The organism is Faecalicatena contorta (genome assembly GCF_022835095.1).
GTDB classification, from domain to species: Bacteria; Bacillota; Clostridia; order Lachnospirales; family Lachnospiraceae; genus Faecalicatena; species Faecalicatena contorta.
Genome location: NZ_BQNQ01000001.1, coordinates 1,812,670 through 1,832,846, shown reverse-complemented (window position 1 = coordinate 1,832,846; position 20,177 = coordinate 1,812,670). Strand labels below are relative to the sequence as shown.

Here is a 20,177-nt window from a genome sequence, read left to right as displayed (position 1 = left end):
GTACTGTTTACTTTTTACGGAATAAAATAAAGTAACTATATTGAAAGGATTCTATCCATGTTGACCATATTAATTATAATTGGCGCTGTTCTGCTCCTCCTGGTTGTGATATTTGTCATCGTCTGGAAGGTGCGTACACACAAGTTTAGTCCTACTTCGGATAAGGCTTTGCTAGCGGCTAATGTAAACGCGGATTTAAAGGAAACCGGGTTTGCCTATGATATAAAGGGGGATTATTTTTACTCCCTGATGAACTGCTGGCAGAGAGAGATGGGGTATTGTGAGGCTTATGATGAGGGTTCCCCGCTTTTTAACATGATCATGGACTGCGAGCCTGTCACATTTTCTTATGGCGGGAAACGCTGGCTGATCGAACTTTGGAAAGGTCAGTACGGCATTACCACCGGAGGCGAAATCGGGGTTTACAATACGATAAAAGAAGACATTGACCACGAAAAATTCAAAGGAACCTTCTATGAGGCTGTCAGCGACGCCGAACTGATCCCACTGGCCTTTATACTTAGGAAAAACCGAAAAGTACTAATCAAACGAAGTGCGGTCCACTGGTGGCTGACAGGGTTTAAGCTGGGCGAGTTTTCCGAGACAGACACACTGACAATGGATGCAAAAATTACCTTTCCGGATGCTGAAATGCGCGATAACTTTGTAAGCGCCCTCCGAAAGATCGGGTATACGAAAAAAGAGTACTCCGTGAAAAGACTGACGGTTCTGGTTCATTATGACAAACCGCATACTCCACAGTCGCTTACCAGAAACGCGGCACAGGAAACCGCCGTACAATTGACAAATAAAAATAATTGTGCACTATATGAACTTGCAACACATAAGTACAAATTCACACTGGATAAACTGGAATATCTAAAAACGGCAATGCCTGAAGTATATGAATTCTTCCTGCATTCTCTCTATGCACGTGGATTTTATGAGGCATTTAAATGGCTGATTGATCTCATCCACGGCCTGAAGCCGGAACCGACTCCACCAATACCTCCAAAACCATGCCCGCCTGAACCTCCGAGACCTTGCCCGCCGGTACCTCCGAGACCTTGCCCGCCTGAGCCTCCGAGGCCTTGCCCGCCTGAGCCTCCGAGGCCTTGCCCGCCTGAGCCTCCGAGACCTTGCCGGCCTGAGCCTCCGAGACCTTGCCGGCCTGAGCCTCCGAGGCCTTGCCCGCCCTATCAGCCAGGATCCTGTCAGCCGTGTCAGCCAAATAACTGCCGGTCATGTACTCCGAGATCCTGTCGTCCGTGTTCGCCAAGGCTCTGCCCGCCCAGGCAGAATGCAGCGGTTCCAAGTCAGGAAGGCAGATTTCAAAGCAAAAATTACCCGGTAAGCAGGGACACTTATGAGACGGAAGATTCTATGTACCATTCCGGACAATCTGATGAATCAGAATTCTGCAGTTCAGATTATGAATTATTTTACGATGGACAGGAAGATGAATTCAGAGATTAGAAGTATTTCCGGCATTGATTAACAGGAACGCAATAAGCAAAGAATAAAACAACAGGGGATCAGCAGTCTGGAATTGCTGATCCCCTGTTCTTGTTTCATCTATATTTTTAAATCTTACATTTACCTTACATTTATGACAGAAAAGGAAATTCAGAAATTCTCCATGCTATAATAATAACAGATATATAAAAAGGGGGACTGTTCATGTCACTGGATTATTTAAAAGGGAAAAAAATCCTTCTGGTCGATGACGAGGACGATCTGCTGGAAATGCTCCGCTCCATTCTGCAGGACGACGGCTACCGGCGGATCCGTACTGCTTCCACGCAAAAAGACGCCCTGGAGCTCTGCCGCACCTGGAAACCGGAGCTGGCCGTACTAGATGTCATGCTGCCGGACGGAGACGGATATACACTCTTCAAAGAGATACGCCGGTTCTCGGATTTTCCTGTGCTGTTTCTGACCGCGCGCGGAGAAGATGAAGATAGATTCCGCGGGCTGGGGCTTGGCGCCGACGATTATATAGTAAAACCATTTCTGCCCAGGGAACTGACCCTGCGGCTGGGCGCCATTCTGCGCAGAAGCTATAAGCATGAAACGCCTCTTCTGCGGCTTGCCTACTGTACCGTTGATTTTGAACGGGCGGAAGTCATACGCGAAGACGGCACTTTGTCGCTGACAGCTAAAGAATTCGAACTCCTGTCCGCACTCTCACGCAATGCCGGCAGGATCGTCACTACTGATCTGCTCTGTGAGGCCCTCTGGGGCAACAACCCCTATGGTTATGAAAATTCTCTGATGGCCCACATCCGCAGGCTACGCGAGAAGATAGAAAAGGTACCGTCCTGCCCTGAATCCCTGATCACAGTAAAGGGTCTGGGCTACAAACTGATTATTGAGGAGGATCAGGCATGAACAGCATCCCAAAACTGATCCGACGATTTTTTGGAATCTTAATTCTGTCCGTCTTTCTTCTTCTATTTTTGAACCTGGCCCTCTTGATTTTCACAGCCGGACGCCAGTTAAAAAGCCAGGGAGGATGGGCGACAGCCGACACGATATCCGCGGGTTTAACGAAACAGTCAGACGGCCCATATGTCCTGGACGCCAGTGCGGCAGCGCAGCTGAAGACAGATAACGCCTGGGCAGTCCTCATCGATGGGCAGACCCTGCAGATTACCTGGCACAGTGATTTCCTCCCGAAGGAAATTCCTTCTTCCTACAGCGTTGCCGACATTGCCTATCTGTCCAGGGCTTATCTCAGGGATTATCCCACTGCAACAAGCAGCCATCCGGACGGCCTCCTTGTTGTAGGCTTTCCCAAAGACCGCTTTTGGAAACTGGTACACAATACCTATGACTATCAGCTGATTGCCGATTTTCCCAAAACAGCGCTGCTTTTTATCTGCATGAATTTTCTTTTGATGTTTCTGATCTATATGGCGGTGACCACCCGCCTTCTGGGCACAATAAAACCGATCATAGAAGGCATCAAAGAACTCCCCGGCGGGCAGCATGTATTTGTCAGGGAATCCGGTCTGTTTTCGGAAATAGCCCGGGCAGTCAACCGTACCTCGGAAAAGCTGCGGATGCAGGAAACAGCGCTGCGAAGACAGGAACAGGCAAGGGCAAACTGGATCGCCGGTGTTTCCCATGACATCCGCACGCCGCTTTCTATGATTATGGGATATGCAGGACAACTGGAAGAATCTCCTATGGTTCCTGAGAGTATGCGCAGTAAGGCTTCCGTCATACGAGAGCAGAGTATCCGCATGAAACATTTGATCAACGACCTGAACCTCGCGTCGAAGCTGGAATACAATATGCAGCCTCTGCACACAGAACTAAACGATATCATTCCTATCATCCGTCAGACAGTGGTTGATGCGCTGAATATGGATCTGGAAAACAGATACCCCATAGATTGGGAGACAGACGAATCCCTTAGTATGTGCATGTCCATTACAGATAAAGATCTCATCCGACGTGCCGTATCTAACCTGCTAGTCAATACCCAGACACACAATCCCCAGGGCTGTACACTGCATTTAAGTGTATCCTATGAGGACGAAACATGCAGTATCACGGTCGAGGATAACGGTGTGGGAGTCACTGATGAACAGCTGGAGGAGTTAAACACGGTTCCGCACTATATGATCTGTGACAGCAGGACAGACGGACAGCGGCATGGTCTGGGGCTCATGATCGTTAAACAGATTGCCATGGCCCACGGCGGCTCACTGGAACTAGGACACAGCAAATACGGCGGCTTTCTCGCCAGAATAAAATTACCGGCATTTCTCTCCTGAAATGCCGGCACTTCTATTTTGCAGCTTTTATTTTTTTCCACATAAACCGTATCACCAGATACAGGCAGACTACAATCAGTGCTGCTTTTATGATAGCCGAATATTTTTGTATGTACACCAGAACAACTTCCCAGGAAGCTCCCAGTATGGCTCCCAGCGACACGAGCACGATATTCCAGATGGTACTCCCTACGATCGTGTAAAGGAGAAAGACCGGCATATTAATTCCCGCCATCCCCGCAGGCACCGAAACAAGGCTTCGTATGATCGGAATGCACCTGCCAAACAGAATCGCTTTTTTTCCATGTTTGTCAAACCAGCAGAGCGTTTTTTCGACATCCTCTTTTTCAAAGCCAAGCAGCCGGAATGCTTTCCCTTTGGTCAGCGTCTCCAGCCGTTCCGGATTCAGCGCCGTTCCCGCCCAATACAATACAAGCGCTCCTATCGTGGAGCCGAGAGTTGAAAAAATAATAACCCCCGGTACTGTCAGCCTTGTATAGGTCGTCATAAATCCGCCAAAAGTCAAGATGACTTCTGAAGGAATCGGCGGAAAAATATTTTCCACAGCTATCAGGAAACAGACCCCCAGATATCCGAACTGATTCATAATCTGAATAATAATCTCCTGCATAAACCCATCCTTCATTTACCACATTCTGTAAAATAAGTATATGAAAAATTGAGCGAATCATTCCTATTTGCTGTTAAATAAAAGTATAACCTATCAGATCTGTTAAAGCATACCCAAAGGGCACCCGGTAACTCATGCCCTTCGGGCGGGTCTGCAGCAGAGCTACAGAATACTGTTTAATATCAGGTATCCGTTTGATTGAAAGAAATCGTCAGGCCAGCCTGCTGCCCTCTGCGATCAGGATTACAACACAAAATCTCTCCGCATCATAGGTAATATCCACCGTTCCCTGATAGCGCCTCACCACATCTTTGACATTCTCTATGCCGATCCCATGCTGCTGCTTCTCCTTTTTCCATGTCCTGAATCTTCCGTTTTCCATCAGAACCTCCCCGTTTTTGGAGTTCTCAATCTCAAAACTGAAATACCCTTTTTCCGTACATCGCGCCTTCAAAGATATCCGGCGTTTCTCTGGGACTACCTTCATGCATGCCTCTATGGCATTGTCCAGCGTATTTGAAAAAATAGTACAGATATCCAAAGGATCAATGAAAAACAGCTCGTCAATCTCAATATTAAAAAAGCAGTCAATTTCCTGTTCCAAGGCCCGGTTGTACTTTGCATTCAGGACGGCATTAACAATACTGTTTCTGCAGAATGAACGCCCTTTCGCGCTAAGATGTCCCGACAATTTCCGGAAATATCTCTTTGCTTCTTCTTCTTTTCCATCGTCCATCAAGCCCGCCACTACGCTGAAATGATTATTCATATCATGTCTGAATTTCCGCAGTTCCTGCTGCCCGGCCTCTAATTCCCTGTAATAATCCTGCTGTAGTTTTTCATTTTTCTGTTCCAGGCGGCCGCGGATATTCTCCGCCAGATAGAATACCAGCCTGATACTTGCAAAATTGGTAATCAGACACGCAAGCATACAGAGCCATACTTTGTAGGATTCCCTAGGCGTATAGTATACACAGCTCATCACAGCGGTCAGCGATGCCAGACAGACTGCATCCAGCAGAAGCCATGACTGCTCATCCAGAGTATCCACCATCTCCCTGGTCTTTTTTTCCCAAATCTTCCAAAACCAATACCAAAACAAAATATTTAAAATATATGACAGATTCGATAACGCCGCATTGGCAATTTCGTCTCTTGCCAGCATATTTATCCAGATCCATGTCCCAATCTGCTGTATCAAGAAATTAAAAGATATGATGATCGGAAAAAACATAAGCACAACAGAAGCTTTTACCAGAATCTTCTGCTTGAATCCAATCAGCAGCATAGCAAAGAAAAGAGGAATCGTAACCGTAATATTTACCACATCCCTTGGAAATATCACCATTGAACTTACGAACAGCCCAATAAGATAACTCACTGCCCGCCGGCTAAACTGCCTGCGCGGTTCCAAAAAGCAGGTAAGCGTACGGTAAAAAAAGTAACTCCCTATAAAATATAAACCTGTCCCCAATATGTCAAAAAACCCTGTTATATGCATGTTGTCCCTTCCTGTGCAAAACGCTACTTCAACATTAGCTTCGCAAATGCTACTGCCGTCGCCTGCTTATATGCCCTGCTGACCGGCAGGCTCTGCCCGCCGCATTCCAGACTGCTTGCCTCCAGCTTATCCACGTATTTCAGATTCACAAGATATCGGTTATGTATCCGGATAAAAAACGACGGCATCTCTTCCTCGATCTCACCAAGCTTTCCATAAAATTTTACGATTTCATAAGCAGCGCTGGCTTCCATATCTCCGTTGTCAAGCAATGCCTCCACGGTCCGCCCTTCACTTTTAAAATACAGTACCCTTCCAAACGGCAGGCGCAGCGTCCCTGCTTTTTGCTCTACCAGATAATACTTTTCCTGGCTCAGCCCGGTCTCTTCCACGGCTTTCCCGAGTACTTCCCGTATCTTCTCCTCCTTATAAGGCTTCAATATATAATGGAAGGCATGCACCTCATATCCCTGAAACACAAAATCCGGATAAGCTGTCACAAAGATCAACACCGTATCCTGATACTTTCTGCGAAGCTCCCTGGCCGTCTCCATTCCGTCCATTCCATTCATCTCTATATCCAGGAACAATATATCCGGCACATTGTGTTCTATCTTGGCAAGCAGATCCTCCCCACACTCATATTCCTGAATCTCATAGTCCACACCATCCAGCTGCAGCTGCGTTTCCAACACTCTGCGCAGGCTGTTTCTCAGTTTTTTCTCGTCATCACAGATTGCAATTCTCATCTCGTTTGTCCCCCAGATTCCGTTCTCCTCCATAGGCTATCATACCCACCGCCATAATTGCAATCCCTTTCCCGGAATTCTGTTGTATGCACTTTCCAAATATGTAACAGTTCAGGCATGCCTGAACTGTCAACCAAATATGACAGAATCTATGCCAAACTTGACAGTACGGAAGATATTTATTTTTCCCCCTATCCACTACAATAGAGTCATCAAGTACAGAAAATACAAGGAGGAATTACAAGATGCTAAAGGTCAATCATTTAAGTAAAAGTTATCAGACAGGAACCGCCGTCTATCCGGTGCTTAAAGATATTTCATTTGAAATTAAGAAAGGGGAATTCGTTGCAGTTATGGGGCCCTCAGGAAGCGGCAAAACTACACTGCTCAATTGTATCTCCTGTTTTATCCCCCACGACAGCGGCGAAATACTGCTGAATCAAAAAGATATCTCCGGCCTCAGTGAAGCCAGGCTTGCAGCTGTGCGGAATCAGCATATGGGATTTGTCTTCCAGGACTTCATGCTCCTGGACGGTCTGACTGTATTCGAAAATATCTGCCTCCCGCAGATCATCGCGAAAAAGCCGGCCGCTCAAATGGAAGCCAAGGCGAAACGGCTTTGTGAGATATTCGGCATCGACTCGATCGCAGCAAAATATCCGGCTGAAATATCGGGCGGAGAAAAACAGCGGACAGCGGTTGCCAGGGCGCTTATGAACCAGCCTTATATGCTGCTTGCGGATGAGCCCACGGGCAACCTGGACAGCAAGTCCTGCCGTGCTGTTATCGACGCATTTCTTCAGGCAAAGGAAGAGATGCATGCAACCGTATTTATGGTAACCCACGACAGCTATGCCGCGTCCTTCTGTGACCGGGTAATTGTGTTAAAAGACGGTGAGGTGAACCAGGAACTGGAGCGCACCGGAAGCCGCCGGGAATTTATGGACCAGCTGCTGGATGTACTCAGAATACTTGGAGGTGATGATTCTAATGACGCTGCATAATATTTTTTCCAAACTCAGAAAACAGAATAAAGGGCAGTACCTGATGCTGGGATTTTGTATTTCCCTTTCGGTCCTGCTGATTACCGCTTTTGCCCTCATGTATCTGGGCCCTACGGTACAGAATTTTCTGCCGGACGGCGGCGACACACGAAAACTTGCGACACTTCTGCTGGCAGTGACAGCCGTGGGGTGTACCATCTTCACCCTCTATGCATCCAGCCTGTTCTTCCGCTATAAGAGCCGGGAATACGGTATTCTGCTAGCTCTTGGAACCCCCAAAAAAGCGCTGAAGCCCATGCTGCTTTCTGAGCTTGCCCTCGTAACCTTCATCGGCGCAGTCATTGGACTGATCCTTTCCGTACCGGTATCCTTCGGAATCTGGAAGCTGTTCGAGACATTTCTGCTTCCGACAGAGGATATGGTATACCGCTTTGGCTGGAAGGGATTTATCGTAGGAATTGCATTCTGTATCGTTCTTGTTCTGCTGCTCTTTCTCGCCGGCAGACGCTTTATCCGCAGAACCGATATTATGGAGATTCTGCGGTCAGGACAGAAAACAGAGATGGTAAAGGTGATCCCTTCCTGGACAGGGAAAGTGGGCGTCATCCTGACCGTCACAGGCATCGTACTTGGCCTTGGCGTGCCAGCTGTCGCTGCCAAAGTGTTGCTTATTAACATCCCATCCATTTTCAACCTTGTTTATCTCGTTGCCCTTGCCGGGATCTATCTGATCATTCTCAGCTTTGTTTCTCAGTCCTCGGCCGGAAAGCATAGAGAAAAATACTACAAAAACCTGGTTTCCATCAGTATGATGCGTTTTACTGCGAAGGTGACAACGAAAAACATGTGCGTCATTGTGCTCTTATTATTCTGTTCCCTGTTCGCCGCCTTTTTCGGCATGCTGTACAGCGACCAGTCCGGTATTACCATCGGAGAAAATGAAAAAGCCTATGCATTACATTTTCCGGTACAGGAAGAACAGATTACGAGAGAGGATATTCAAAAGCTTTCCGATGAGTACGATATGCCGCTGTCTTCCTACGCGGAAACCGATGCCGCAAATCTGGTAATCTCCTTCCGCCAAAGGGATCTGATCGACGGCCAGTACGTGACCCTGGATGCAAAGAAAGCCAAACTGGCGCTGTTTTTCCCTGAGAGTGCCTATGAAGAGATCAGCGGACAGGATATTACCGTAGAACCCAATACGTATAAAACGATTACTACTACCGGCTACAGAGAGACTGTGTGGGAATTCAAAGACGGACTGTACGCCGCTTCCAACCCGGATACCGATACAACACTTCCGCTTTCCTTTGACGGTACCGTAGAATTTGATGCCCTCAGCGATATGAGCAGCCCCTTCGCCTATGTTCTGAATGATACGGATTATCAGACGGCTGCAGCTTCTCTTGGCAGCCAGTACATGGAAAAGGTCATCTGCTTTGATTTAAAAGACGCCGAACATTCCTACACATTTGCCAGGGCGCTGGGAAAGGAATATCTGGCCCGCACTACCTCACTGTCCGATCATATGGGAAATTACGATGCCTGGGAGGACCGCACCGCACAGGAAAATGGGGAAGATTATGGCTATGCCGGAAGCATCGGGCTTTCACAGGACATGGAGAACACTCCTTACGACTGGAAATACGCGCCCCGTTTCGTCGTGCAGATACGTCAGGAATATATGCAGCAGGTTTCCGTTTACGTCATGCTCTGCCTGTACATCTTCATCATCATGCTGGCAACCATCACCATCATGAGTTACGTACGGAGCATCACCGTTGCTACGGACAACAAGGCCCTGTTCCAGAGCCTTACAAAACTAGGCGCCGGATCCGCCTACAACAAAAACATCCTGAAAAAACAACTGCGGAAGATTTTCCAGTATCCCGCACTGCTCGGATGTGCCATTGGCTGGATATACGCACTGTTTATGTCCGTATTTAACGACATGAGAGTATCTCACTCGGAACTTCTCAACCTGGGATATCTGCTCATATTAATCCTGATCATCTGGGGTGTCCTGTATCTGGTTTACAGACGCGCCCTTCACAAATCCCAGCAGATTCTTGGTATTCTTTAAATGTTGGGAGGCTTTTAGAAATTACAGGGAAAGGCCGCTCTCGCAGAGATGGGATGCGGCCGGAGAGAGGAACAAAGGCAGGGCCCTTTTTGGCAGCGGGGAACTGTCCGGCTGAAAGCCGGCAATATCCGCAGATATGTATATACAATATCGCAGGAGATGCCGGCTTTTTGCGCTGCCGCTTCATTAAGATCTGAGGAATCTGTAACAGTCAATTTTATTCCCAGTGAAATATATTTTCTGCATAGGGAAGTTTATCTGCATCTTCCTGTTCCATTTCCAGGTATTTCAACGCGATCTCTACACCGGCCTTCATGCAGTGAACACATTCACTCTGACGGTCATCATTCCAGTAACCGTGATTACGGTGGATAATTATCCCCTGATCCCGCTTCCGCAAGAGACTCTCCTGCTCCCGCTCAGCGTCCCATTTATCTCACCCTCCGCCGATAATAAAGATACCCGATCCCATCCGCAAGCAGCCATCCTATGGGGACAGCTGCCCAGATTCCGGTTACTCCGATCCACGGAACAGCGGAAAGGATGTATGCCAGAATGACGCGGCTTCCAAGGGATGCCGCAGTCAGGATGACAGACATGCCCGGTTTTTTGATTGCTCTGTAGAAGCCGTAGAACAGGAAGAGAAAACCGATCAGGAAGTAAAAGCTGCCTTCAATTCTCAGATAGCTTATACCTACGGCGAGTATCTCCGTCTCCTGGGGTTTTACAAACAGCAGGAGAAGTGGTTTTGCGAAGATAAAGACGCCTGCCGATATTAACAGGCAGAAAATGAGTACGAGCAGTACTGCATTTTTGATCCCTTCCCGGATACGCTCTTTTCTGCCTGCGCCATAGTTCTGTGCCACAAAGGTGGAAAATGCATTTCCAAAATCCTGTACCGGCATATAGGCGAAGGAGTCGATCTTTACCGCGGCGGAAAAGGCCGCCATTACGATCGTGCCGAAGCTGTTTACCAGGCCCTGCACCATCAGAATTCCGAAATTCATGACCGACTGCTGGATGCAGGTAAGGAAGGACAGTTGAAAAATGTCTTTTAATACAGGCAGATTCCATCTGAAATGCCTTCGGCCGGGCATCATATCACGGAACCTCAGCATGACATAGAGACAGATTCCGGCCGCGGATACATACTGTGACAGCACCGTTGCCCCTGCCGCCCCTGCAACGCCCATTTTTAAAACCAGTACGAAATACAGATCCAGGCAAATATTCAAAACGGCCGAGATTCCGAGAAATACAAGGGGAACCGTAGAGTTGCCCAGGGCGCGAAGACATGAGGCAAAAAAGTTGTACAGGAACGTTGCCGGCAGTCCCCAGAAAATCACCCAGAGATAATCTCGCATCATTCCGTAAATCTCCCCCGGCACCTGCATAAGCCGGAGAATCAGATCAATTCCCCCGAATACAATCGCGATAACAAGCACCGTTACACCGCCGATCAGTATAAAAGACATAAACACGCCATTTTTCAGGCCGTCCATGTCCTTTTTTCCAAAACATAGGGAGAATTCTACGCCGCTCCCCATACACAGCCCCAGCAGAATTGATGTCAGAAATGTCATCAACGTGTAGGAAGCACCGACTGCCGCCAGTGCCTCCTTCCCTAAAAATTGTCCTACAATTAGAGTATCAACAATATTGTACAGCTGCTGAAGCAGATTTCCCGCCATCATCGGCAGGGCAAACCAGATCAGAGATTTTCTGATACTGCCTTCCGTAAAATCCCGATTCATGTTATCTCACCCGATAAGGCACGCTGTTAATCCAATATCTCTACAGCCGCCCGCTCAATCGGCAGACCTGCCACATACCTCTCCATAAACTTTTCAAAGCCTTCCACATCTTTCAGATCCGGCTCGAGTGTCACAGACTTCTCGTCTGCAAATATCTTCTGCGCCAGATAGGCATCCAGTGTCTCGCCCGCCTCTTTGTTCTTCATATAGGAAGCCAGCAGTGCAATGCCCCAAGCGCCGCCCTCTCCTGCCGTCTCCATGACAGATACCGGCACCTTTGTCGCCGCTGCCATGATTCTCTGTCCCACACCGGCTGTCTTGAACAGCCCGCCGTGTCCCAGAATCTGGTCAAGCTCCACACCGTCGTTGTAGAGGATGTCCATCCCCAGCTTCAGAGCGCCCAGGCAGGTGAACAGATGGGAACGCATAAAGTTAGCCAGCGTAAACTTACTTTCGGATGTCCTCGCAAACAGCGGGCTTCCTTTCTCAAAACCGGTAATGTGCTCACCTGAGAAATAGCAGTAGGAAAGCAGTCCGCCGCAGTCCGCATCGCCTTCCAGCGCCTTATTATACAGAGTCCCATATAGCTTGTTCATGTCTGCTTCCATGCCCATAGCTTCTGAAAACTCTTTAAACAGATTCACCCATGCATTCAAATCGGATGTACAATTATTGGAGTGTACCATGGCCACAAGATCCCCTGCGGGTGTCGTCACCATATCGATCTCCGGATATACTTTGGAAAGCTCTCTTTCCAGAACAACCATAGCGAAAACAGAGGTTCCGGCCGATACATTAGCCGTACGCTTTGCGACGCTGTTTGTTGCCGCCATACCCGTGCCGGCATCACTCTCCGGCGGACACAGTGGAATGCCTGCTTTCAAGGTACCTGTCACATCCAGCAGTTTTGCCCCATCTTCGCTAAGCACGCCTGCATCTTCCCCTGCCACCAGTACTTCCGGAAGCAGTGCTTCCAAGTTCCATGGGTATCCGCACTCTTTTACAAGTTCGTCGAACTGGCCTATCATGTGACGGTTAAAGTCCTTCCTCTCTACATCAATCGGGAACATGCCGGAAGCCTCGCCGATGCCAAGCACCTTTCTGCCCGTCAGCTGCCAGTGCACATACCCGGCCAGCGTTGTAAAGAAATCAACATCTTTCACATGCTCTTCCCCATTCAGGATCGCCTGGTAAAGATGCGCGATACTCCATCTCTGCGGAATATTATACTGAAATACCTCTGTCAGCTTCTCAGAAGCCTGTCCGGTGATATTATTGCGCCATGTACGGAACGGTGTCAGCAGCTCTCCGTCTTTATTAAAAGGAAGGTAGCCGTGCATCATGCCGCTAAACCCGATGGAACCGATTGTTTCCAGTGCCAGCCCATATGTAGCCTTTACACTGCCTGCCAGATCCTGGTAGCAATCCTGCAGCCCCTTCCATACAGCATCAAGGCTGTATGTCCAGATATCGTTCACGTACTGGTTCTCCCAATCGTGACTGCCTGATGCAAGAACCTTACCGGCCTCATCCACCAGTACGGCTTTAATCCTTGTAGAGCCAAATTCAATTCCCAGAGCGGTCTTTCCCGCAGTAATGATTTCTTTTGCTTCCATGCTTATTAAACACCCTTTCCTACTTATTCAGAATTGTCTCCTTACTTCCAGGCCTTCTTTTCGTGCTATTTTACAGAACTCCTGAATTAACTCTATTTTATCCTTTCCGGGTATTTAATACAACTATTTTTTAACAAAGTTTTTCACAGCATTCAAGAATGCTCCCTATTGACGATTACAAATCACGCCTTAGTCAGTATCAAGAAATGAAATGTAGGTGACAAGCAGATTTGCCGATGAATTGGACACGAAAGATAATATGTCAGATAAACGAAAAACAGAAATAACATACTTATAGTGGATTATGTGAATTATATTAAATTACTCCAACTCACAAAGGGCTGGAGTAATTCAAGATTTTACCGCATTATTATTTGCCGGTTACTTTCTGCAGTATTTTGGATGCTTGACCGGTAATGCTATTTCTCCATGTACGGAACGCTGTCAGTAGCTCTCCGACCTTATATAAATGTAAGGTAGCCGTGGCATCATACCGCTGAATCCAATAACGCCGATCTTCTCCATATCCAGTCCATATGTAGCATTTACATATCCCTCCATATCCTGATAGCACGCTGCAATACAATATCTAATCTGAGAACAGTAATAAAACAAACAATATACGTTTTCAAAAAACGCGAAGATGAATGTTCAGGCAATGGGTGAAGTACCCCCTTTGCCAGGACTAAACTCCTGAACATCAAAGGATTTATATACACACTCTCTTGCATCACGCAGACTTTTCCACACCTTCTTTTCCAGCATCTGTACCATAAGATTACCGATTGCGGTTGCCTCTGCCGGCCCGGCCAGAACCTTTTTTCCCGTCGCCTCTGCCGTCAGCTGATTAAGATATGCTGCGTTTGAACCGCCTCCTACTACATGAAGCTGCCCATATTCACAACCCATCTGATTCTCTAACTCTTTTACCGTGTCCTGATAACACCTTGCAAGGCTCCGGTATATTACGCGTGCATAGTCGCCCGGTGTCTGCGGAAGCTCACCTGCTTCCGATATGGAACTCTGCTTTTTACACTGTGCATATATTGCCTTCATCATGGATTCAGGCGCAAGAAATTCTAACGCATTACAGTCTACGATGGTAGAAATCCCTGATTTTTCTGCCAGAGTACAAAGTTCTGCAAACGAATAAGCATCCTGCAATTCTTTTTTTACGCTCTGAATCATCCACAGCCCCATAATATTTTTCAGGTAACGGAAACGGTATTCATATCCCCCTTCATTGGTGAAATTGAGTCTCCTGCTCCCAGGCGAGCAGTCCGCATCCATCCTCTCCACTCCCATCAGTGACCATGTCCCTGAGCTGATATACATTGTCCGGTCCTCATGTGATGGAACCGCCAGAACCGCCGAACCGGTATCATGAGTTGCCGGAAGCACAACCTCACATTCAAAACCGACTAATTCGCAGATTTCCCGGGAAAATTTCCCAAGCCTGGTTCCCGGCGTTCGTATCTGCTGGAAAATCTTCCCGGGATATCCCAGCCGGGCAATCAGCTCCCGGTCCCAGTCTTTTGTTTTTGCATTGACCAGCTGTGTCGTGGTCGCATTCGTGTACTCAGCTGCCTTTATACCTGTTAAAAGATAATGCAGATAATCTGGCATTAAAAGCAATGTATCCGCCTGCTGGAGATTATCCGGATACTGCATCTTCAATGCCATAAGCTGATATACTGTATTAAACATCAGCTTCTGAATTCCAGTACGCGCATATAACTCCTCTTCCGAAATCTCACGGTACACCTCTTTGTCCATGCCATTCGTTCTTGCATCCCGATAGCCGACTGCATTTCCGATCCTCCGACCGTCCTCATCCAACAATACAAAATCATTCCCCCACGTGTCAATTCCCATGCTTTCTGGAATCTTCCCCATCTCACGGCATTTTTTTAATCCGGCGATCACCTCTTTAAACAACTGATCTACATCCCAACAAAGGGATCCATTGATTTCTTTCATTCCATTTTGAAAACGGTGAACTTCCTGTATCTGCATTTTCCCATTTTCCAGCCAGCCCAGCATATGGCGCCCGCTTGATGCCCCGATGTCTACCGCCAGATAATATCTAATCATCTTAGATTTCCCCCTTCTCTGTCAAAAATTACTATATACTATTGAACCCATTTTCTTATTATCAATGGATTAACGTCCTGTTTTATCTGCAACACACAGCTGACAGGCTCCGGGGAGCCTGTCGTTTGTGGTATAATCATTTATAATGAATCACAAAAATATCCAATCAAGATACAGAATCCGGGTAAACTTTAAATAAGGTGGCCTGCTGCGTTCAATGAACGATATTTCTTAATTTATTCAACGCCGCATCTAAACTCATTTCGTTATTAAACACGCTGGAAGTTCCGGCGACAAAGATATCCGCCCCCGCCCTCCGCATCTTTTCTGCATTCTCGAAGCTGACATTTCCATCTGCTTCTATTTCTATCTTCTCTTTCCCATTTGTATTCAGATAAGCTCTTACTTCTTTGATTTTATTTAATGACTGAGGAATCAATTTCTGTCCTGCAAATCCCGGATTTACAGTCATGATCAGTATACCGTCCAAATCATCCAGCAGCCATTTCAATACTTCAACCGGTGTTCCCGGATTGATCGCCAGCATTGGTTTTCCGCCCATTTCCCGGATAGCGCTCAATACTCTTTGTATATGTACTGTGCTTTCATAATGCACAGATACGTAATCTCCTTTATGGATATCCAGCCAGCCCAGCCGGTCTTCCGGATTGTTTACCATCATATGGATATCGAGTGGTATAGAGGTGCATTTTCTCAGATTCCGAATAAAATCCGTACCCAATGCGAAGTTAGGCACAAAATGTCCATCCATAATATCAATATGCAAATACTCAACGCCATTTTTTTCAAACTCTTTCAAATATCTGTCCATATCTCTGATATCAGCGCACATCATAGAAGGGGATAGTTTACCTCTCATTTTACAGATCTCCCCCCTGTGGATTCACTATAATACGCAGACCTGAGTGCTTCTCTGCAGCTTCAAAAGCTTTATCAATCTCATGCAATGGATAGCTGGCAGAAATAAATTTCTTTACATCTACGACGCCGGAAGCGATTAATTCCACTGCCCTTCCATGATGATAAGGCGTTGCTCCATGAGCGCCTGTGATGAACAGTTCTTTGTAATGGATTATATTTGTATCAATGGTAACCTGGCTCTTTTCTTTTGGCAGCCCGCCAAAGAAACATACCCTCGCACGATTCTTCGCCATCTGCATCGCATCCGTCTGCGCCTGAGGAGATGGGCAGGAAGTAAAGAGCACATCTGCGCCAAGTCCATTTGTCTCTTTCATCACTCTGAGGATTGCATCCTCTTTCCCGGAACAAACATAAATATCAGCCACATCCAGCTTTTCTGCAATCTCCAGTCTTTGCTCCGAACGATTCACAAGAATTACTTTCGACGCGCCCATTCGTCTGGCAACGCAGCAGAGCATCATTCCGATCGGGCCGGCCCCAATAACGCACACCACGTCATTTAACCGTACCGGCGCTAAATCCAGAGCATTTAATACGCACCCCAGCGGTTCTGCAAGCGAACCTTCCTCATATGTAACATGATCTGGTAAAAGATGTACCGGTCCATAATTCATAACGGTTTTATTCAACAGAACATATTCGGCAAAACCGCCTGCAAACTGATAACCCATAGCATAATTAATCTGGCAGTTGTTTCCGATTCCGGACTCGCAAAATGAGCATTCTCCGCAGGGAACGTCAGCGCCAATCGCAACTCTGTCCTGAACCTTCACTCTGGTAACATTCGCTCCGGCTTCCACAACGTCTCCTGCAATCTCATGACCCAGTATCTGTGGCGGAGTCACACGATTATTACCGGAATGAAAAATTCTGATATCCGAGCCGCAGACCGCACAGGACCGCACTCTGACCAAAACACTATCTGCATCTGTTTCCGGCCTGGGCGCTTCCCTGACTGCCATCTGTTCATTTCCCAAATAAAATGCTGCCTTCATCCCTATTCCTCACTTTCATTAATAAAAATTATTTTTACACTGAATTCATCTTTGCTTTTCATCGTCTGAAATGCTTTCCTGCATTCTGAAAAATGGAACTTATGAGATATGAGCTCTTTCAGCTTCAATTTTGGCATTGCCTGTACAGCCGTCTGCCAGTCATTTTTCATTCCATTAAAATCTGAGTTCCATGTTCCTCTTAAGGTCAGCTGTTTCCGTAAAATCCCCCAGTAATTATCCTGTAACAGTTTCATTTCTTTTATTGGATTCCCCATCAGAACAATTTGTCCTGATACTCCCGTTACCTGAATACAATTTTCCAGCGCCGCGCTGACTCCTGTTCCTTCGATAGTCACATTGGAACCTTTTTGATTCGTGAGGCCTGCAACAATGTCTTTCACATCACACTTTGCATTATTATAACAATATGTAAAACCAAGCTTTCTGGCAAATTCCAGCTTCTCTTCCATCACATCAAATAAAATGACCTTCGAAGCGCCATATGCTGCAGCTATTTTCGCCAGAAGCAAACCAATTGTTCCCGCTCCGAAAATAGTGACGACATCACCGTATCCAACTCTCGCCCGCGTAACCGCATGGATTGCAACGGCTGTTGGTTCGCACATGGCCGCTTCTTCATAGGATACATTATCTGGTATTAATACAAGGTTTTTTTTCTTTACGGCAATATATTCTGCAAACCCTCCATCGCAGCGTGAACCGTAATAATTATAATTCTTACATTGGGCATATAAGCCTGCAGAACATGGAGCGCATTCCATACACGGAATCAACGGAAATACAGCCGCACGTTTCCCAATCAGGGAAGAATCTCCTCCCTCAGGAACACTAACTATCTCACCGGAAAATTCATGTCCCGGTATCGTTGGAAAGTGATAAGTTCCTTTTACAAATACTCTGGGAACATCACTTCCGCATATTCCGGCCGCCCTGACTTTCAGGAGAACCTCATCCTCCTGTGGCACCGGAGTTTTAGTTTCCTCATACCTCAAATCGTTTACCGCATGTAATACACAGGCCTTCAAACTGCCACCTCCTGATTTGTAATATAGGGTTTCCAGTACTTTACACTTTCTTTCAGATCCTGAATGATTCTGAACTCTGTATCATAATGTTCTCGGTGTGAAATTTCAAATGCAAAGAGGCTGTCCTTACATCCGGCCTGCTTTACACACTCCATAACCTTTTCCGCTTTGATGATCCCCGTTCTGTTATTTTCCTCAGTAAAGGGGGCATGATTTGATTTATTTAAAACTGTCTGCTGCAAATGGATCACCGGCGATACGCCTGCCAGGGCCTGAATCCACGGGTAGGGATCCCTTTCCTTTGGATCCGGTGCATGTCCTATATCCAGACAGACCTTCATCGGAACTCCACAATTAGCGTTCACCCGGTCCATGAGCTCTTTTGTATCTGCTATGGTATTCGCCATTTCTCTTGGAACACTCATCGGTTCAAATATTAAACATTCATACCCCAGCTCCTTTGCATAGAAACTTAAAGTCTGCCATCCTTTTACAGCTTCTTCTATAATAAATTCCCGTCTGTCCGGATCCTCATAATCATGAAATGTCAGAATGCCAAAATGGCTTCCGCAGTTTTTAGCTCCAAGTTCGCTTCCGATCCTGAGATATGATTTAAACCATTCCAGCCAGATTTTTCTGGCCTCTTCATCCGGATGCATGAAATGGTTTACCCTTGTAAATGCAGATGTAAATAAGCTTTCCACCCGGATATCATAAAATTTCACAGCATCCTTAATCCTTTTAATCTGGCTTTCCACGTATGTTTCCGGAAGAAAAGGATTCAGCAAATCTGCCACAAACTGAACATATCTTAGTTCCAGCTCTTCCGCGACGATTTTACTCCATACTTCCGGTTCTATATATTTGTTTATTGCAAAGCCAAGGTTGATTCCCAATCTATAAGACATAAAACCTCCTCCAGACTCATCCAGAGTCTATATTCCTATTTATATTCCGCTGTTTTCATTTGACTTTCTATTCTTAATGCGCATGAATCTTATACCCTTTTTTGCATCTCTTAATGAATACAGGTAAACTGCAACCAGAATAACAATTCCCTTAGCTACTAACTGTGCATAGGAATTAATACCGGACAGATTGAGGATATTGCTTAGTATTGCGATAATAAATGCGCCGACTTGTGTTCCGAACAGCGTACCGGCGCCTCCTGTCATTGCTACACCGCCCACAACACAGGCTGCAATGGCATCCATCTCTGCACCGTCGCCGATAATAGGCTGTCCTGAATTGAGTCTGGAAGATAATATAATACCTGCAAATGATGCCATCAGCCCACTTAAAACATAGGTTATTGTAATCACCTTATCCGTTTTAATTCCGGAATATTTTGCGGCTGTAATATTCCCGCCTACTGCATATACATGTCGTCCAAATCGTGTTCTGTTGAGCAAAAACCAGAACACTATAAATAAAACAATCACATAGAAAACCGGAATCGGTATGTTATTCCAGAGCCCTCCGCCTATCTCCGCGAAAACTTTATTATCGATAATTACCGGACGGCCATCAGTCATTAAGTAGGATGAGCCTCTTAAAATATTCATCGCTGCAAGTGTAACTATAAACGGAGGCATATTCAATTTTGTTATAATCAACCCGTTGATCAGGCCATAAACGGCACCAACGCAAAGGGACAGCAGAATGGCTGCCGGCAGGGGGAAATTCTTCCAGGCAACCAAAACGGTACATAAGCACCCGGAAAGTGACATAAAGGATCCAACAGAAAGATCAATTCCCCCGGTAATCATGACAAATGTCATAGCAAACGCACATATGGAATTGGTCGCTGCATTGCGCATGACAGACAGCAGATTACTAACCGTACAGAACCTGGATGATACGAATATAGATACAATAAAGACAAATGCAAATGCCACGATAGAACCTATATTGACTTTTGCGGCATTTTTAAATCCAACGCCGAAATCTTTTAACTGACTCTCTTTCATTTTA

At 46.4% G+C, this 20,177-nt stretch carries 17 protein-coding genes; 5 read left to right on the top strand and 12 right to left on the bottom strand.

From position 1 onward, the window contains the following. The first annotated feature begins 57 nt into the window (after positions 1 to 57). The 3 genes from MWG26_RS08140 to MWG26_RS08130 all read left to right on the top strand — a co-directional run bounded on the left by MWG26_RS08140 (position 58) and on the right by MWG26_RS08130 (position 3,785). Positions 58 to 1,476 carry a DUF4474 domain-containing protein gene (locus tag MWG26_RS08140; RefSeq protein WP_243002525.1) on the top strand — a complete coding sequence of 473 codons (1,419 nt, stop codon included), beginning with the start codon at positions 58 to 60 and terminating at the stop codon, positions 1,474 to 1,476. 204 nt (positions 1,477 to 1,680) lie between these two features. Further along, a complete protein-coding gene (locus tag MWG26_RS08135) occupies positions 1,681 to 2,391 on the top strand; it encodes a response regulator transcription factor (RefSeq protein WP_025655514.1) in 711 nt (236 codons plus the stop codon). Then, complete coding sequence (locus tag MWG26_RS08130) at positions 2,388 to 3,785, top strand: sensor histidine kinase (RefSeq protein ID WP_025655513.1); 1,398 nt, start codon at positions 2,388 to 2,390, stop codon at positions 3,783 to 3,785. The genes MWG26_RS08135 and MWG26_RS08130 overlap by 4 nt, the downstream gene beginning before the upstream one ends. A 13-nt stretch (positions 3,786 to 3,798) precedes the next feature. Here MWG26_RS08130 and MWG26_RS08125 read toward each other — a convergent pair whose 3' ends face one another. From MWG26_RS08125 to MWG26_RS08115, 3 genes are all read right to left on the bottom strand, one after another. Further along, positions 3,799 to 4,416: a DedA family protein gene (locus tag MWG26_RS08125; protein WP_025655512.1), complete on the bottom strand. Its 618-nt coding sequence runs from the start codon at positions 4,414 to 4,416 to the stop codon at positions 3,799 to 3,801. Positions 4,417 to 4,627: 211 nt separating this feature from the next. Beyond that, positions 4,628 to 5,797 (bottom strand): sensor histidine kinase, encoded by a 1,170-nt coding sequence (locus tag MWG26_RS08120; RefSeq protein WP_173020083.1) that lies wholly within the window; start codon positions 5,795 to 5,797, stop codon positions 4,628 to 4,630. A 143-nt stretch (positions 5,798 to 5,940) separates the two neighbouring features. Beyond that, the gene (locus tag MWG26_RS08115) at positions 5,941 to 6,699 is read right to left on the bottom strand and encodes a LytR/AlgR family response regulator transcription factor (RefSeq protein WP_240285665.1); all 759 of its coding nucleotides are present in this window, start codon (positions 6,697 to 6,699) and stop codon (positions 5,941 to 5,943) included. A gap of 212 nt (positions 6,700 to 6,911) precedes the next feature. Here MWG26_RS08115 and MWG26_RS08110 point away from each other — a divergent pair, with 212 nt between their 5' ends. Together MWG26_RS08110 and MWG26_RS08105 are read left to right on the top strand one after the other, a co-directional pair. Next, positions 6,912 to 7,670, top strand: a complete 759-nt coding sequence (locus tag MWG26_RS08110; protein WP_025655509.1) for an ABC transporter ATP-binding protein — start codon at positions 6,912 to 6,914, stop codon at positions 7,668 to 7,670. Continuing rightward, a complete protein-coding gene (locus MWG26_RS08105) occupies positions 7,624 to 9,756 on the top strand; it encodes an FtsX-like permease family protein (protein ID WP_244062712.1) in 2,133 nt (710 codons plus the stop codon). The genes MWG26_RS08110 and MWG26_RS08105 overlap by 47 nt, the downstream gene beginning before the upstream one ends. Before the next feature lie 217 nt (positions 9,757 to 9,973). Here MWG26_RS08105 and MWG26_RS08100 read toward each other — a convergent pair whose 3' ends face one another. The 9 genes from MWG26_RS08100 to MWG26_RS08060 all read right to left on the bottom strand — a co-directional run bounded on the left by MWG26_RS08100 (position 9,974) and on the right by MWG26_RS08060 (position 20,173). Next, on the bottom strand, positions 9,974 to 10,156 hold the full coding sequence (locus MWG26_RS08100) for a hypothetical protein (protein ID WP_025655507.1): 183 nt from the start codon (positions 10,154 to 10,156) through the stop codon (positions 9,974 to 9,976). Between the two features lie 31 nt (positions 10,157 to 10,187). Beyond that, positions 10,188 to 11,510 carry an MATE family efflux transporter gene (locus MWG26_RS08095; protein ID WP_025655506.1) on the bottom strand — a complete coding sequence of 441 codons (1,323 nt, stop codon included), beginning with the start codon at positions 11,508 to 11,510 and terminating at the stop codon, positions 10,188 to 10,190. A 26-nt stretch (positions 11,511 to 11,536) separates the two neighbouring features. Further along, positions 11,537 to 13,126: a xylulokinase gene (locus tag MWG26_RS08090; protein ID WP_275891942.1), complete on the bottom strand. Its 1,590-nt coding sequence runs from the start codon at positions 13,124 to 13,126 to the stop codon at positions 11,537 to 11,539. A 651-nt stretch (positions 13,127 to 13,777) separates the two neighbouring features. Continuing rightward, complete coding sequence (gene rhaB / locus MWG26_RS08085) at positions 13,778 to 15,220, bottom strand: rhamnulokinase (protein ID WP_025655504.1); 1,443 nt, start codon at positions 15,218 to 15,220, stop codon at positions 13,778 to 13,780. Positions 15,221 to 15,434: 214 nt separating this feature from the next. Then, the gene (rpe, locus tag MWG26_RS08080) at positions 15,435 to 16,100 is read right to left on the bottom strand and encodes a ribulose-phosphate 3-epimerase (protein ID WP_117440948.1); all 666 of its coding nucleotides are present in this window, start codon (positions 16,098 to 16,100) and stop codon (positions 15,435 to 15,437) included. A gap of 1 nt (position 16,101) precedes the next feature. Then, positions 16,102 to 17,157: an alcohol dehydrogenase catalytic domain-containing protein gene (locus MWG26_RS08075; protein ID WP_025655502.1), complete on the bottom strand. Its 1,056-nt coding sequence runs from the start codon at positions 17,155 to 17,157 to the stop codon at positions 16,102 to 16,104. A gap of 2 nt (positions 17,158 to 17,159) precedes the next feature. After that, complete coding sequence (locus MWG26_RS08070) at positions 17,160 to 18,203, bottom strand: galactitol-1-phosphate 5-dehydrogenase (RefSeq protein ID WP_025655501.1); 1,044 nt, start codon at positions 18,201 to 18,203, stop codon at positions 17,160 to 17,162. Beyond that, a complete protein-coding gene (locus tag MWG26_RS08065) occupies positions 18,200 to 19,111 on the bottom strand; it encodes a sugar phosphate isomerase/epimerase family protein (RefSeq protein ID WP_025655500.1) in 912 nt (303 codons plus the stop codon). Before MWG26_RS08065 ends, MWG26_RS08070 begins: the two co-directional genes overlap by 4 nt. A 39-nt stretch (positions 19,112 to 19,150) precedes the next feature. After that, the gene (locus MWG26_RS08060) at positions 19,151 to 20,173 is read right to left on the bottom strand and encodes an ABC transporter permease (RefSeq protein WP_025655499.1); all 1,023 of its coding nucleotides are present in this window, start codon (positions 20,171 to 20,173) and stop codon (positions 19,151 to 19,153) included. Positions 20,174 to 20,177 lie beyond the last annotated feature (4 nt).